Annotated in this window: 13 protein-coding genes and 1 tRNA gene; 5 read left to right on the forward strand and 9 right to left on the reverse strand. The window is 71.6% G+C overall.

Annotated features, from left to right (window positions below; translation table 11 throughout):
* Positions 1–36 precede the first annotated feature (36 nt).
* From SFY69_11620 to SFY69_11630, 3 genes are all read left to right on the forward strand, one after another.
* Entirely contained in the window at positions 37–387 is a 351-nt protein-coding gene (locus tag SFY69_11620) for a hypothetical protein (GenBank protein ID MDX2132688.1), read from the forward strand.
* Between the two features lie 124 nt (positions 388–511).
* Entirely contained in the window at positions 512–2,365 is a 1,854-nt protein-coding gene (gene asnB / locus SFY69_11625; GenBank protein ID MDX2132689.1) for an asparagine synthase (glutamine-hydrolyzing), read from the forward strand.
* A gap of 95 nt (positions 2,366–2,460) precedes the next feature.
* Positions 2,461–3,132 carry a DnaJ domain-containing protein gene (locus tag SFY69_11630; protein ID MDX2132690.1) on the forward strand — a complete coding sequence of 224 codons (672 nt, stop codon included), beginning with the start codon at positions 2,461–2,463 and terminating at the stop codon, positions 3,130–3,132.
* Here SFY69_11630 and SFY69_11635 read toward each other — a convergent pair.
* Positions 3,096–3,914 carry an ATP-binding cassette domain-containing protein gene (locus SFY69_11635; GenBank protein MDX2132691.1) on the reverse strand — a complete coding sequence of 273 codons (819 nt, stop codon included), beginning with the start codon at positions 3,912–3,914 and terminating at the stop codon, positions 3,096–3,098. The two genes, SFY69_11630 and SFY69_11635, sit on opposite strands and share 37 nt — an antisense overlap.
* A gap of 127 nt (positions 3,915–4,041) precedes the next feature.
* On the opposite strand from SFY69_11635, the gene SFY69_11640 reads away from it, so the two are divergent.
* Positions 4,042–4,114, forward strand: a tRNA-Phe gene (locus SFY69_11640).
* A 61-nt stretch (positions 4,115–4,175) separates the two neighbouring features.
* Here the strand turns inward: SFY69_11640 and SFY69_11645 are convergent.
* Together SFY69_11645 and SFY69_11650 are read right to left on the reverse strand one after the other, a co-directional pair.
* On the reverse strand, positions 4,176–5,255 hold the full coding sequence (locus SFY69_11645; protein ID MDX2132692.1) for a cyclopropane-fatty-acyl-phospholipid synthase family protein: 1,080 nt from the start codon (positions 5,253–5,255) through the stop codon (positions 4,176–4,178).
* Entirely contained in the window at positions 5,252–6,067 is an 816-nt protein-coding gene (locus SFY69_11650; GenBank protein ID MDX2132693.1) for a DUF1295 domain-containing protein, read from the reverse strand. The genes SFY69_11645 and SFY69_11650 overlap by 4 nt, the downstream gene beginning before the upstream one ends.
* Before the next feature lie 60 nt (positions 6,068–6,127).
* Between SFY69_11650 and SFY69_11655 the strand changes: the two genes are divergently transcribed.
* Positions 6,128–6,457, forward strand: coding sequence for a DUF1475 family protein (locus tag SFY69_11655; protein ID MDX2132694.1), 330 nt, complete (start codon positions 6,128–6,130; stop codon positions 6,455–6,457).
* Here SFY69_11655 and SFY69_11660 read toward each other — a convergent pair.
* The 6 genes from SFY69_11660 to SFY69_11685 all read right to left on the reverse strand — a co-directional run bounded on the left by SFY69_11660 (position 6,381) and on the right by SFY69_11685 (position 13,834).
* Complete coding sequence (locus SFY69_11660; GenBank protein ID MDX2132695.1) at positions 6,381–6,962, reverse strand: DUF2878 domain-containing protein; 582 nt, start codon at positions 6,960–6,962, stop codon at positions 6,381–6,383. The genes SFY69_11655 and SFY69_11660 overlap by 77 nt on opposite strands.
* Complete coding sequence (locus SFY69_11665; protein ID MDX2132696.1) at positions 6,959–8,293, reverse strand: cyclopropane-fatty-acyl-phospholipid synthase family protein; 1,335 nt, start codon at positions 8,291–8,293, stop codon at positions 6,959–6,961. The genes SFY69_11660 and SFY69_11665 overlap by 4 nt, the downstream gene beginning before the upstream one ends.
* The gene (locus tag SFY69_11670; GenBank protein ID MDX2132697.1) at positions 8,290–9,093 is read right to left on the reverse strand and encodes a DUF1365 domain-containing protein; all 804 of its coding nucleotides are present in this window, start codon (positions 9,091–9,093) and stop codon (positions 8,290–8,292) included. Before SFY69_11670 ends, SFY69_11665 begins: the two co-directional genes overlap by 4 nt.
* Positions 9,090–10,331 (reverse strand): NAD(P)-binding protein, encoded by a 1,242-nt coding sequence (locus SFY69_11675; GenBank protein ID MDX2132698.1) that lies wholly within the window; start codon positions 10,329–10,331, stop codon positions 9,090–9,092. The genes SFY69_11670 and SFY69_11675 overlap by 4 nt, the downstream gene beginning before the upstream one ends.
* Positions 10,328–11,215, reverse strand: coding sequence for an acyl-CoA desaturase (locus tag SFY69_11680; GenBank protein MDX2132699.1), 888 nt, complete (start codon positions 11,213–11,215; stop codon positions 10,328–10,330). The genes SFY69_11675 and SFY69_11680 overlap by 4 nt, the downstream gene beginning before the upstream one ends.
* A 351-nt stretch (positions 11,216–11,566) precedes the next feature.
* Positions 11,567–13,834: a hypothetical protein gene (locus SFY69_11685; protein ID MDX2132700.1), complete on the reverse strand. Its 2,268-nt coding sequence runs from the start codon at positions 13,832–13,834 to the stop codon at positions 11,567–11,569.
* Positions 13,835–13,917 lie beyond the last annotated feature (83 nt).

Consider the following 13,917-nt stretch of genomic DNA (forward strand, 5'->3'; position numbering starts at 1 on the left):
TGTGAGGAGGGGGGGCGAAGCGGGAGGCTTGTCGCCATGAGTCACATCGCGGAGGGTCGGACGATTCGGCTGCATCCTGAGGGGACGCCGGGGCTGCCGGCGGAGCCGCCGCCGCCGAAGATCCAGGCGTTCGAGTCGAAGATCGGGTCGAAGCGGCACGAGGACACGTGGAAGCGCACGCCGACGATCAGCGGGCACGGGGCGATCCACGTGCGGACGTTCCACTGCAAGCTGTCGGACGACGCGATCGGGTACCTGGACCAGCAGATCAACGAGTGGCTGGACGCGCACCCGCAGTACGAGGTGAAGTTCACGTCGTCGAAGGTGGGCGAGTGGACGGGGAAGCTGGGGAAAGAGCCGCACTTGATCGTGCAGGTGTGGGTGTGAGGAAAATGGCCAAATGGTCAAATGGCCAAATTGCCAAATGGGGATGGGGGCTGCGGCCACGCGGTCATGCGGCGACGCGGTTCGCGGGTGATGAGACACCGTCCGGCGGTCCGATGATCTCGGCGTGTGCGGCATTCTGGGCATCGTGACGTCGGTCGGGCAGCGCGTGGCGGTGACGCCGAGCGAGGTCGTGCGATGCCGCGACCGGATGGCGCATCGCGGGCCCGACGGCGCGGGGGTGTGGGACGGCGGGCACGTCGTGCTGGCGCATCGGCGCCTCGCGGTGATCGACCCGAGCGAGGCCGGCGCGCAGCCGATGCTCGCACGCGCGGCGGCGGCTGACGCCGGGTGCCCGGGCGTGCTGGTGTACAACGGCGAGTTGTACAACGACGCGGCCCTGCGTGAGGAGTTGAGCCGCGCGGGGTGGACGTTCCGTTCGCAGGCCGACAGCGAGACGGTGCTGGCGGCGTTGATGACGTGGGGCGAGGATGGGCTCGATCGGCTGCGCGGGATGTACGCGCTGGCGTTTGTCGAGGCGGGCGGGCGGCGCGTGCTGCTGGCGCGCGATCCGCTGGGGATCAAGCCCCTGTTCTGGACGCGGCTCACGCGGGGCGGGGTCGAGCACGTGGCGTTCGCCAGCGAGATCGCGGCGCTGCTGGAACTGCCCGGCGTCGTGAAGCGGGCGGACATCGTCGCGGCGAGCGCGTATCTCACGACGATCCGCACCACGCTGGGCGAACGCACGTTGTACGAGGGCGTGCGCACGCTCGAGCCCGGCGGGGCGGCGTGGGTCGAGGCCGGCGCGGGGCGCGTGCGGATGCGGGCGATCGAGCGCCGGGGCGTGCCGGTGTTTCGCGGGACGGGCGAGGATGCGCGGGCTCGCGTGCGCGAGGTGATCGAGGCCTCGGTGTCGGCCCACCTGCGCGCCGACGTGCCGACGTGCACGCTGCTGAGCGGCGGGCTGGACAGCACGATCATCACGGGCATCACGCGGCGCGTCTGCCCGCGGGTGCGGACGTACTGCGCGGGAGCCGCGGACGGCGAGGATCTGGTGTTCGCGCGGCGAGCGGCGGCCTCGCTCGGCACGCGTCACGCGGAGGCGATCATCGAGCGCGACGATTTCGTGGGCACCTGGGCGCGGATGGTGGCGCGGCTCGGCGTGCCGCTGTCGACGCCGAACGAGGTGGCGATCGAGCGCGTCGCGACGCGACTGCGGGCGGACGGGCACGTGGTGGCGTTGACGGGCGAGGGTGCGGACGAGTTGTTCGGCGGGTACGAGGCGCCGATGCGGGCCGCGGCGGCGTTCGAGCGCGGCGCGTGGAGCGGCGGTGGTGACCCGCCGGCGAACGGGGGCGCGTTCCAGTTGCTGGATGCGGCGTGGGTGCCGCCTTCCGCGAAGCCGGGCGTGCTGCGCGACGAGGTGTGGCGCGGGATCGAGGGCGACGCCGAGCTGCAGCGCTGGTATGTCGAGACGTTTGATGCGTGCGCCGCCGAGGCGCGCGGCGCGGCGGACCGAGGGGCGCATCCGCTGGACCCGCACCTGCGGTTTCTGCGGCGGGTGAACCTCGCGGGGCTGTTGGGGCGGCTCGACACGGCGACGATGCTGGCGGGCGTCGAAGGACGCACGCCGTTCGCGGATGTCGAGGTCGCGTCGCTGGCGGACGCGCTGCCGATGGACGAGAAGTTCGACGAGCGGACGCCGGGCACGGCCGGCACGAAGGTGGCGCTGCGCCGGGCGTTCGCCGATGGCGTGCCGCCCGAGGTGCTGCAACGGGCGAAGGCGAGCTTCCCGCTGCCGTTCCAGGCGTGGGTGGGCGCCTGGGTGGGCGGCGATGGCGCGAGTGTGCTCCGGGAGAGCGGGCTGGTTCGCGAGCTGTTCACCGAGGCAGCGATCGAGACGGTGATCGCGCGCGGGCGGGATCTCTGGCGCCTGTCGTGGCCCATGGCCAACCTGGCGCTGTGGTCGCGGACGTTCTGATAACCGGGCGAGACCGGCACAGGCGGCATGTGCGACGCGGGGGATTCCCGGGCGGCCGCATCCGCCCGGGGCGGCGGGCCGATGTGGGGGACACCATGCTCGACTGGCTCAAACGACGGGCAGCGCCCGCGAATCGCTCGCGTTCGGCCGAGCGATTCCGGACCGTCGGGCTTCGGTGCGCCATCGGCGAGGTCGTGGACCTGTCGGCGCTGGGCGTGCGGGTGCGCTTCGTGCAGGCGCCGAGCGTGCAGCCGGGCGACATGTTCGACATGGTGATCGCCTCGGAATCGCAGCGCGTGCGCGTGCCGGCGCGGGTGGCCTGGGTGCGGCGCTCGGGCATGCGGGGCGGGGAACTGGGCGCGAAGTTCGAGCAGGTGCGCCCGGGCGTGGCGGCGGCGCTCGTGCAGCTCGCGCGGTTCGGGTTCATCACAACCGACGCCGACGCGTGCGTGCTGCCGCCGGAAGACCCGGCGCGGGCCGAAGCGCCCGCCGAGAAGCCGGCCACGCCCGATGGGGCGCGTCCGCCGATGACGGCGTCGATCGAGGTCGAAGACCTGTACTCGATGCTCGGGGTGCCGCGGACCGCGACCGAGGACGAGATCAAAAAGGCGTACCACGCCCGTGCGCTGGAACTGCACCCGGACCGGAACTCGTCGGACGACGCGGCGGCGCGGTTCGCCGACCTGGCGAAGGCGTACAAGGTGCTGCGCGCGTCCGACCTGCGGGCACGCTACGACGCGCTGCTCTCCAGCGCCCAGGCCGCGTGAGGGTCGGGGCTCTCGGCCAGCAGGGCCCGCGTGTACTCGGATGCGGGCTCGTGCAGCACGCGTTCGCGCGGGCCGAGTTCGACCATGGAGCCGGTGCGCAGCACGCCGATGTCGTCGGCCATGTGGCGGACGACGCCGAGATCGTGCGTGATGAGGAGGATGGCCACGCCCGCGTCGCGCTGGAGTTCGACAAGGAGATTCAGGATCTGGGCCTGCACGGAGACGTCGAGCGCGCTCGTGGGTTCGTCGCAGATGAGCACGCGGGGCGAGGGGGCGAGCGCGCGGGCGATGGCGATGCGCTGGCGCTGCCCGCCGCTGAACTGGTGCGGGTACAGCCCGCCCTGCGCGGGATCGATGCCGCACCGGGCCAGCAGTTCGTTCGCGCTCCGCACAGCGCGAGAGAGCGGCGTGCCGCGGACCACCAGCGGCTCGGCCACCGCGTCACGCACGCGCTGGCGCGGATTGAGCGACCCGCCGGGATCCTGGAAGACCGCCTGCACGGCGTCTCGCAGCGCCCGCCGAGACGACCCGACGCCCGGCACCACCGGCGAGCCGTCGAGCAGGATCTCGCCGGTGAAAGGCACCAGCCCGAGGATGGCGCGGGCGACGGTGGACTTTCCTGATCCTGACTCGCCGACGAGGCCCAGCGTCCGCGACGCGTGCAGGTCGAACGAGATGTCCCGCACGGCGACGTGCGCGGGATGCCGCCGCCACAGCGGGCCCCGCGACGCGAACGCGACGCCGAGCGATCGAACGCGGAGGATGGCGCCGGCGTCGGGCATGCGGGGATGCTAGGTGGTTGTGCGGGGTGCGTTGCGGAACGCGCCGGCCCGACTTGCCTCGTCCGCCCAAGTCTCGGCCGGGGGCTTGGCAGACGTACCCGGGCGGCGTACCCTGTCGGTCCTGTTCGGGCAGGTAGCTCAATTGGTAGAGCACCGCATTGAAAATGCGGGGGTTGCCGGTTCAAGTCCGGCTCTGCCCATTTCGTCCGGATTCCACGGCGTCGCTCTCGATGCTCGTCCACCGGCGGAACACGCCTTTGCTCAGGACGCCTTGTCGAACGCGTAGTGCGAGACGATCCACTGTCGCCCCGCGTCGAGCCCCCACAGCTCCTCGCACGCGATGAAGAACACGCGCCAGCGGCGCAGCCACGTCGTCGCGTCCTGCCCGTACGGCTCGCGGAGCACCGCGAGCGCTTCCTCGCGGCGCGCGTCGAGATTCTCGAGCCAGGCCCGCGCGGTCCGCGCGTAGTGCGTGCCCTCCACGCGCCAGTGGTCGCGCGGACGCAGGTCTCCGCAGAAGTGCAGGAGCAGGTCGTCGGACGGCATGATCCCGCCCGTGAAGAAGTACCGCCCGATCCAGTCGTCGGCCTCGAAGTGATACGCGGCGTGCACGTGCGAGAAGACGTGCACGAACAGCCGCCCCGACGGACGCAGCCACGAGGACAACCGCTCGAACAGCGTGCCGTAGTTCTTCACGTGCTCGAACATCTCGACCGAGACGATGCGGTCGAACGTCGCGCCGGGCGCGAAGTCGTTGACGTCGGCGGTGATCACCGTCGGGGGGCGAACGCCACGCCGGTCGGCCTCGGCGAGGATGAACTCGCGCTGGGGGCGCGAGTTCGACACGGCGGTCACGCGGGCGCCGGGGTAGTGCTCGGCGATCCAGAGCGTGAGCGAGCCCCAGCCGCAGCCCAGTTCGAGGATGTCCATGCCGTCCTCGATGCCCGCGCGGCGGCAGGTCAGGTCGAGCATGGCCTCCTCGGCGCGGGCGAGGTCCGCGACGCCGTCGGGCCAGTATGCGCAGCTGTACTTGAGCCGGGGCCCGAGGCACAGGCGGAAGAACGCGGGGGGCAGTTCGTAGTGCTGCTCGTTGGCCTCGCGCGTGTGGATGGCGAGGGGAGATCGCGACAGATCCGCGATGAGCGCCCGCCGCCGCTCCCACGAGGCCTCGACGCCCCCGCGCTGCTCGAGCTCGAGGCGGTGCCACAGCCGGCGCCGGATGCCCGCGCGGAGCAGCACGTCGGGCAGGATCCCGCGGTCGATCAGGGGCTCGTACCACGCGGGCGCGGAGGGAGCTTCCCGGCGCAGGCCCGGGGCATCGGTGCTCAGGGCGCGGCTCATGACGGCGTCTCCGGCGCGCGATCGCGGGGCGCTTTGGGGAACCACGGCACGAACGCGCTCGTCGTGCGCTGATACGCGCGGTACGCCTCGCCCCGTGAGCGGATCGCACGGGCCTCGGTGGGCGGGATGCCCGTCAGCTTCAGCACGAAGAGCAGCATGAGCGCGGGCGAGGCCCACGCGATCCACCCGTGCGGCGCGCCCGTCGCGACGACGGCGTACCCAACCCACATGATCCACTCGAAGAAGTAGTTCGGGTGGCGCGAGTACCGCCACAGGCCGACGGTGCAGACCTTGCCGCGGCTGTCGGGGCGGGCTTTGAACGCCTTGAGCTGCCGGTCGGCGATCGTCTCGCCCACCAGCCCCACCACCCACACCGCCAGGCCCGCCCAGTCGAGCACGCCCGGCGCCGCACGCCCGTCGAGCGACGCGAGCACGAACGGCGGGGCGAGCATCCCCACCAGCAGCGCCTGCGCCAGGAAGAACGCGAAGAACACGGCGTTCATCCGCGCGCCGAACTTCTCCCGCATCATCCGGTACCGCCCGTCCTCCGGCCCCTGCAGCACGCGATCGAGCAGCAGGTGCAGCGCGAGCCGCAGCCCCCACACGCCCCCCATCACGCCGATGATCGCCCGACGAATCACGTCGCCCTCGCCGGTCAGCGCGCAGAACACCGCGGCCAGGCCCAGGCACGCCGCCCACCCCACGTCGACCACGCCCGCGTCGCGGATGCGCACCTGCACCACCCAGAGCGCGACCATCACGAGCGACGCGCCCAGCGTGATCAGCCCGAGCTGTTCCCATCCGCTCAGCACCACATCATCCTCCTCGCGCGGGGCACCGCGTACGCTCGGGAGCACCCGAGGAGCATGCAGATGACCGCGATCCACGCCGTCAGGATCTTCAGCGCGCTGGGCATCGCGATGCTGCTCGTGCTCATCGTCATCTCGTCGCTCGAGATGTCGCTGTGGAACGGCCTCAAGGCGACGGTAGACACGCACTGGGGGCTCACCACGATGGTGGACCTGTACCTGGGCCTGTTCGTCGCCGCCGGGTGGATCGCGCACCGCGAGCGCTCCGTCGCGCGGACGCTGGGGTGGCTCGTCGGGCTGTGCCTGCTGGGCAATCTCACGCTGCTGGTCTACCTTCTGCGGGCGTCGCTGCGGGCGCGGACGATCGACGATCTGTTCCGCCCGGCGGCGTGAGCACGCCCCGGGCGAGTCGCATCCAGATCGGCAGCACCACGCCGTACTGCACGCCGACCCACGCCAGCGTCATCCACATGCGTTCGCCCAGCCCGATCGCCCCGATGCGGGATCCGACCCAGTACGCGAGCGGGCCGCCGACGGCGCCCAGGCCCGCGGCGAGCACGGGCCGCCGCCACATCCACGACAGGCTCGGACGCAGCGTGGTCCCGAAGTTCACCCACAGCGCGAAGAAGACGAGGACGAACGCGCCCGCTCCCCCGTCGAAACTCAGCAGGCCCATGCGGAGCGCCGCGTAGTCGAGCCCGACCCCGACCAGCGACCCGGCGAGGATCACCAGCGCCTCGCGCCCCGGCGAGGGCGACAGCACCAGCTGCCCCGCCGCGCTCACGACGATGAGCAGCGGCCCGGCCCACCACCACGAGCGCGTGGCCCCGACGATCGCGACCGCCCACAGCGCGTCGTACGCCACGACGTTCAGCACGATGGCGAGCAGGCGTCTCACGCGCCGCCCGTCCCCGGCGGCGCGGGCACGCGCCGGCGGCGCGTGTGCTTGTCGAGCACGATCTGCACGTTGCCCACGTGCCCCGCGCGGAACGCCCCCTCGCAGTACGCCAGGTAGTACTCCCACATCCGCACGAACCGCTCGTCGTAGCCGAGCCGGCGCACGTCGTCGAGCCGCCCGAGGAACGCCTCGCGCCACATCCGCAGGGTCGTGGCGTAGTGCGGGCCGATGCTCTCCAGGTGGGTCACCTCCAGGTCGGCGTGCGACCGAAGCGCCTCGAGCATCACCGACACGCTGGGCAGGCAGCTCCCCGGGAAGATGTACTTCTTCAGGAAGTCGCGCCGCGACGCCGCCCGCTCGAAGTACCGGTCGCGGATCACGATCGACTGGATGAGCGCCGTGCCCTCGGGCGTCAGGCAGCGCGCGCACACGTCGAAGAACGTGCCCAGGTACGCCTGCCCCACCGCCTCGATCATCTCGATGCTCACGAGCTTGTCGAACGACCCCGCGAACCGCGCCGGCAGGTCGCGGTAGTCGCACGCGAGCACCGTCACCCGGTCGTGCAGCCCCGCCTCGCGCACCCGCGCGGTGGTCAGCCGGTGCTGCTCGTCGGAGATCGTCGTCGTCGTCACCCGGCACCCGTACCGCGTCGCCGCGTGCAGCGCAAGGGCGCCCCAGCCCGTGCCGATCTCCAGCAGCCGGTCGTCGGGCCCGAGCGCCAGCTTGCGGCAGGCCCGGTCGATCTTCTCGCGCTGCGCGTCCTCGAGCGATGTCGCACCCGGCTCGAAGATCGCGCACGAGTACGTCATCGACGGGTCCAGGAACAGCGAGAAGAACTCGTTCCCCAGGTCGTAGTGCGCCACGATGTTGCGCCGGCTGCCCGCCCGCGTGTTGCGCTCCAGCCAGTACACGCCCCGCGAGAACACGCCCAGCGCCCGGGCCATCGGGCCCTCCAGGTCTTCCATCGCTTCGTCGTTCCGCGTGACCAGCTCGACCAGCCCCGCGAGGTCGTCGGTCTCCCACGCGCCATCGATGTACGCCTCGGCGATGCCGACGCTCCCGCCGAACGCCGCCGCGGCGTAGAACTCCGGGTCGAGCACGCGCACCGTGACCTCCGGCGCGGGCGCTTCCGCCTGGCCGAACACGCTCGTCGTCTCGCCCTCGACGACGCGCAGCCGCCCGTGCCGCAGGCGCGACATCGCGTCGCGCACGATCCGTCGACCCAGCGACTCGAGCGCGCGGGGCCGTCGCGTCGGCGCGACCGACTCCAGCCGGTCGTGCAGCCGTTCGGCGAACGGGCCCTGCGGCTCCTGCGAGTGGGCGGAGGTCATCGGGCCGCCTCCTGCGTCGGGAGCGTCGGGACGCGACGGCCCGGGTGGGCGAACACCGGCGCCCGCTTGAGCCACAGCCGCAGCGCCTGAAAGTGGATCGACGCGATGACCCGGGCGGTCAGGAGCGGGTACCGCACCAGCAGGCCCCGCATGCGCGCGGGCGTCAGTTCTTGGCGCTCCAGGCGCAGCGTGGCGTCGAAGACCGGGGCGCCCGGCGTCGCGCGGCCCCGCAGGTTCATGTGCACCAGCAGCGACTCGCCCGGCACACCAAACGTCCAGTCGTACTCCAGGTCCATCGGCATGAAGGGCGAGACGTGGAAGTCCTTCCCGAAGCGCCAGCGCCGTGCGCCGGCCTCGTCCTCGGACGCCCCTGCCCCCGCGGCGTCGAGCACGTACGCGTGGCGCTCGTTCCACGGCGTGTTCGTGATCTCGGCGACGACCGCGGCGAGCCGCTCCGCCTCGTCGAAGCAGTAATAGAACGTCACCGGGTTGAACAGGTACCCGTAGTACCGCAGGTGGGTGAGCATCCGGATCGGCCCCGCCGGCGCATGGCCGGTCGCCTCGCGCACGCACGCCCGCACGCTCGCGTCGAGCCCGAGCCCGCCCCGCGCGAGGTAGTCCCCGCGTCGGAACCGCGCCGGGCAGAAGCGCGACGTGCCCCATAGCCGCGTCATGGAGCAGACACGGTCGATCTCGGCCAGGTCGAGGTAGACCATGAACATGGGGAACTCGAACTCGTGCGCGGGCGTGCGCCGCCGGTGGCGGACGCGCCCCAGGTACACCGCGCTGCGCAGGCTCATGGCGCCACCCCCAGCGCCCGGCACACGCGCAGCGCGCTCACCACGCCGTCCTCGTGGAACCCGTTCCCCCAGTACGCGCCGCAGAAGTGCGTGCGCCGCACGCCGCTGATCTCCTGCCAGCGCTCGCGCGCCCGCTCGCCCGCGACCGTGTGCACGGGGTGGTGGTAGGTGTACCGCCCCAGGACGCGGGAGGGATCGATCCCCGCGACGTCGTTCAGCGTGACGCACACCGGCGTGCGGGTCTCCAGACCCTGCAGCATCGTCATGTTGTACGTGACGGACACGGGCTCGTCCTCGCCGGGCGTCAGGCGCGCGTTCCACGCCGCCCAGCAGCGCCGCCGGCGCGGCAGCACGGACTGGTCGGTGTGGAGCACCGCGAGGTTCGCCTGGTACGGGAGATCGCGGAGCACGCCGCGCTCCTGCTCGGAGGCGTCCGCGAGCATCGCGAGCGTCTGGTCGGCGTGCGTGGCGAGGACGACGTGATCGAACGATTCCTCGCCGCCCGCGCCGCGCACCATGACGCGGTCCTCGCGCCGCTCGACCGAGGCAACGCCCGCGCCCGCCCGCACGCAGCGGGCGATGACGCCCATCATCGCGTCGATGTACCGGCGCGACCCGCCCTCGATCGTCCGCCAGCGCGGGCGCTCGCGCAGGTCGAGCATGCCGTGGTTGTCGAAGAACCGCAGCAGGAACCGCGCGGGCAATGCCCGCACCGCCCGGCGGGGCGCCGACCAGATCGCCCCGGCCATCGGCACCAGGTAGTCTTCGAGCACACTCCCCGACATCGCGCCCGACGCGCACAGGTCCGCCAGCGTCGCGTCCGGGCTCATCGATGCCAGCAGCGACTTCCCGCGCCGCCCGAGCGACGCCACCCCGCGCACCACCCCCCACCAGCGCCGGCTCGCCAGGTTGCCCCACGATCCCACGACGCCCGCCAGCGACGAGCCCCCGTACTCGAACCCGGCGGCGTCGTCGCGCACGCTGAACGACATCGTCGTCGGACGCGACCGCACCCCCAGGCGCGCCAGCAGTGCGCAGAAGTTCGGGTAGTTCCGCTCGTTGAACACGATGAACCCCGTGTCCACCGCGAGCGTGCGTCCCTCGTGCGACACGTCCACCGTGTGCGTGTGCCCGCCCAGGCGGGGCTCCTTCTCGAACAGCACGACCTCGTGCACGGGTGCCAGCAGGTACGCGCACACCAGCCCGCTGATCCCGCCCCCCACCACCGCAATCCTCACGCACCACCCCCAGCGCGGAGCGGCGGCCCGTTGCCCGCCGCCCGCTCGTACACCCACGCCGGCACCGGACGAAGGTCCCACACCAGCCGGACCCACGACATCGCCCGCAGCGCCCAGTACGACGGGTCGAACTCCCACCAGAAGAACCCCTGCCGCACCGTCCCCGGGTGGAAGTGGTGGTTGTTGTGCCACCCCTCGCCCAGCGTGATGATGGCAAGCACCCAGTTGTTGCGGCTGTCGTCGCCCGTGTCGAAGCGCTGCGAGCCGAAGCAGTGCGCGAGCGAGTTGATGGTGAACGTGCCGTGGTACAGCAGCGTGGTCGAAATGCCAAAGCCCCAGACAATCATCTGGACCGGGCCCGTTCCGAGCGACGGCGCCCAGACCAGGAGCGCCCACCCCGCCGCCGCGAGCCCCGCGATCAGCAGCGCGGGCCCGATCAGGTGGTTCCGCTCCAACCACACCAGTTCGGGGTAGCGCGCCCAATCCGGGATCGCCTTCCACTTCGTGGCGCGTCCCTTCTCCGTCAGGAACCACGCGGTGTGGCTCCAGAGCACGCCCTTCCACCCGGGAGAATGTGGGTCGGGTTCTTCATCGGAGTGCCGGTGATGCTCTCGGTGGTGGGCCGCCCACCAGAGCGGGCCGCGCTGCGCCGCGCTCGTCCCGGCGAGCGCGAACAGGAACTGAACCACGCGGTGCGTCTTGAACGTGCGATGCGAGAAATAGCGGTGGTAGAACGCGGTGATGACGAACATCCGCATGAAGTACAGCGCGACCGCGACCCCGACCGCGACCCAGCTCCAGCCCGTCCAGATCACCCCCAGGCACATCGCGTGGATGATCGTGATGGGCATCGCGTCCCGAAATCGGATTCGGCGGTCGTCCATGCTGGTCCTTTCGATGAATGAGCCCGTTGGATGACCCTTCGGCCGGACGGCGGCCTCTCGCGTCGCTCCTGGAGTCCGGCGGGGTGGTTCTGCGTCACGGAACAACACAAGGGGCCCGCCGAGGCGGGCCTCGTTCAACCGGCTCCGGCGCCGGGCGGGTGCGCCGCCCGGTTCGCCGGCGTGAACGGGTGAGGATAGCCGAAGCGCCCGGTGCGCGCACGCCCGCGCGCCATTCCCCCCAAGGGGTCATCGGGTGCACCCCGCCGCGGCCGGTGACTGCGCAAACGAAGCCGGCCCATCCTTTCGGACGGGCCGGCTCCTCTCTCCTCTCGACGCACGTACCGGGATCGGTTACGGGCAGGGCGACCCGCCGACGACCTGCGTCAGCGCGCTGATGTCGTCCTGATCGACGTTGCCGTCCTGGTTGAAGTCGGGATCACCGCAGAGGCACGACGCTTCGCCCGCGACGGCCTGCGTCAGGCAGCCGACGTCGTCCTGGTCGACGTTGCCGTCGCAGTTGACGTCGGGGTCGCAGGTCGGGACCGGGGCGATGGTGAGCGTGCCCGGGCCGAAGCTGTTGGGCGTGTACCCACCCAGGCGGATGCGGTAGGACTGGCCGGCGACGCAGTCGATCTCGAGCGCGGACTGCACGCCGCACGCGTCGTCGGAGCAGGCCAGCATCGGGGTCAGGTTGGTGGGGCAGGGGTCGGGCGCGCCGTCATAGGCGGACAGCATGGTGTCGAAGGCGGTGTTCGAGCAGGTGTCGAAGCGGACCAGGCCGGACTGGGGCGCGACGAAGTTGAACCAGATGTCGCGCCGGAAGAGCCCGCCGTTGCAGGACGTGGTGATGTTGCTGTCGCTGGCGGAGCAGGTGTTGAAGTCGAACTGCCCGAAGCCGACCGGCAGGGCGGTGCCGCAGGTGTCGTTGGGGTGCTGGTAGTAGAAGGACGGGCGGATGGTGGCGGTGCCCGAGGCGCCGTTGTAGCCGGTGACGCGGACGTAGTACGTCTCGCCGGCGGTGAAGTTGAAGGTCACGAGGCTGGCGCGGTTGTTGGGCGCGGGGAAGGACGCGTCGTCGTTGCAGACGATCGTCGTGGGCAGGAGCAGCCCGGGGCAGGAGGGGTGCACCGAGAGCACGGTGTCAAAGTCGGACCCGAAGGTGTCGATGATTGCATTGCCCGAGCAGGTGGGGCTGAAGCTGTACCAGATGTCGTTGCCCTGCCCGTTGCCGCCCGTGCCGCAGGTCGAGACGTTGGCCGGCGAGCTGGGCGTGGCGAAGCGCGTGCAGACGGTGAACTCCGAGGTCGGGAGTTCGGTGGCGCCCCCGCAGGTGTCCGCGGGCTGGCCGGGCATCAGGCGGGTGGAGTACACCGCGCCGCGCGAGGCGATGTTGCCCTCGCTGTCAGAGGGGTCGCCGACCACCGCGAAGCCGTTGTAGATGCCCACCGGCCCGCCGAGCCCGCTCTCCACGTCCGGGTCGGTGAGCTTGCTGGTCTGCGTCCACGTGCCTTCGAGCTTCTCGAAGACGTACACCTCGGAGGTGCCGGCGGCATAGGCCAGGATCTGGTTGCCGTCGGTCGTGACGCGGTGACCCAGGAACGTGCTCGACACGGCGGGGCTCAGGCGCAGCGACGCGGTGTGGACCCACGACGTGCCGTTGTGCTCGAAGACGAAGACGCGCCCGGCGTCGGTGCGGGCGCCGGCGGGGAAGTTCTCGTTGGCCGTGATGTCCTGCGCGGGGGCGCCGACCACCAGGACATTACCCTCGATCGCGACGGAGCGCCCGAAGTCGGCGTCGAGCTGCGGGATCGGCGGCTCGATGATCTCGGGCGCGCCCACCAGCCCGTTGTCCAGACGCTGCACGACGTACACCACCCCGCTCTGCGCCGGGTTGTCGGAGTAGGTGGCGTTGGGCCCGCCGACCGCGGCCCAGCGCGACGTCTTCGACATCGCCACGCTCGAGCCGCGGTTCTCGTTCGTGTCCCCGCCGAAGTCGCCGCCCCAGATCGTGTACGCGTTCACCCAGTCGCCCGCGGCGGTGCGGGTGTAGAAGAACGCGGCGCCGGCGTTGCTCACGCCGTGGAAGGAGTGGTATGGCGCGCCGACGACGGCCCACCCGCCGCCGTACGTGCTGATGGCCGACGACTCGCCGAAGCGGTTGCCGTCGGTGAGCAGGTTCGAGGTCACCGTGTCCTCGAGGACCCAGTTGCTGTTGCCGGAGCGCACGTAGATGAGGGCCTTGCCCCGGAAGTTCGAGGCGCCCGGCGCACCAGCGATGATGTACGGGTCGGCCTGGTCGACAGAGTAGCCCATCCAGTCGCCGGGCTGCCCGGTGCCGTTGAACGCGCCGCCGAGCGAGGTCCACGCCCCGCCGTTGGAGCCCCAGACGCTGAACGCGCCGGTGTCGACGCCCGCGGGCCCTTCCTGGTTCGGGGTGCCGATAACCAGGCGGGTGCTGCTCGGGCCGGGGCCGATCGCCACCGAGAAGCCGAAGACGTCGAACGGCTCGGCCGCGACGCGCTGGAGCTTCTGGGTGGTAGCGCACTGGGCGGAGGCCTGCGTGCCCGCGCAGGCGAGGAGGAGCGACGCGGAGAGAATGGACGTTGCACAGGTCTTCATGGGTGTCCCCGAGGTTCTCACCGGCGCGCACGATGGGCGAAACGTGGACCACGCGTCCACGTCCGATCCTGCCTGTCGCCGGG

The organism is Planctomycetota bacterium (assembly GCA_033763975.1).
Taxonomy (GTDB): Bacteria; Planctomycetota; Phycisphaerae; order Phycisphaerales; family UBA1924; genus RI-211.

Coding starts and splice junctions, on each gene's coding strand:
- SFY69_11685 (MDX2132700.1), bottom strand. CDS start 13,834: ATGAAGACCTGTGCAACGTCCATTCTCTCCGCGTCGCTCCTCCTCGCC.
- SFY69_11630 (MDX2132690.1), top strand. CDS start 2,461: ATGCTCGACTGGCTCAAACGACGGGCAGCGCCCGCGAATCGCTCGCGT.
- SFY69_11670 (MDX2132697.1), bottom strand. CDS start 9,093: ATGAGCCTGCGCAGCGCGGTGTACCTGGGGCGCGTCCGCCACCGGCGG.
- SFY69_11680 (MDX2132699.1), bottom strand. CDS start 11,215: ATGGACGACCGCCGAATCCGATTTCGGGACGCGATGCCCATCACGATC.
- SFY69_11655 (MDX2132694.1), top strand. CDS start 6,128: ATGACCGCGATCCACGCCGTCAGGATCTTCAGCGCGCTGGGCATCGCG.
- SFY69_11665 (MDX2132696.1), bottom strand. CDS start 8,293: ATGACCTCCGCCCACTCGCAGGAGCCGCAGGGCCCGTTCGCCGAACGG.
- SFY69_11645 (MDX2132692.1), bottom strand. CDS start 5,255: ATGAGCCGCGCCCTGAGCACCGATGCCCCGGGCCTGCGCCGGGAAGCT.
- SFY69_11635 (MDX2132691.1), bottom strand. CDS start 3,914: ATGCCCGACGCCGGCGCCATCCTCCGCGTTCGATCGCTCGGCGTCGCG.
- SFY69_11620 (MDX2132688.1), top strand. CDS start 37: ATGAGTCACATCGCGGAGGGTCGGACGATTCGGCTGCATCCTGAGGGG.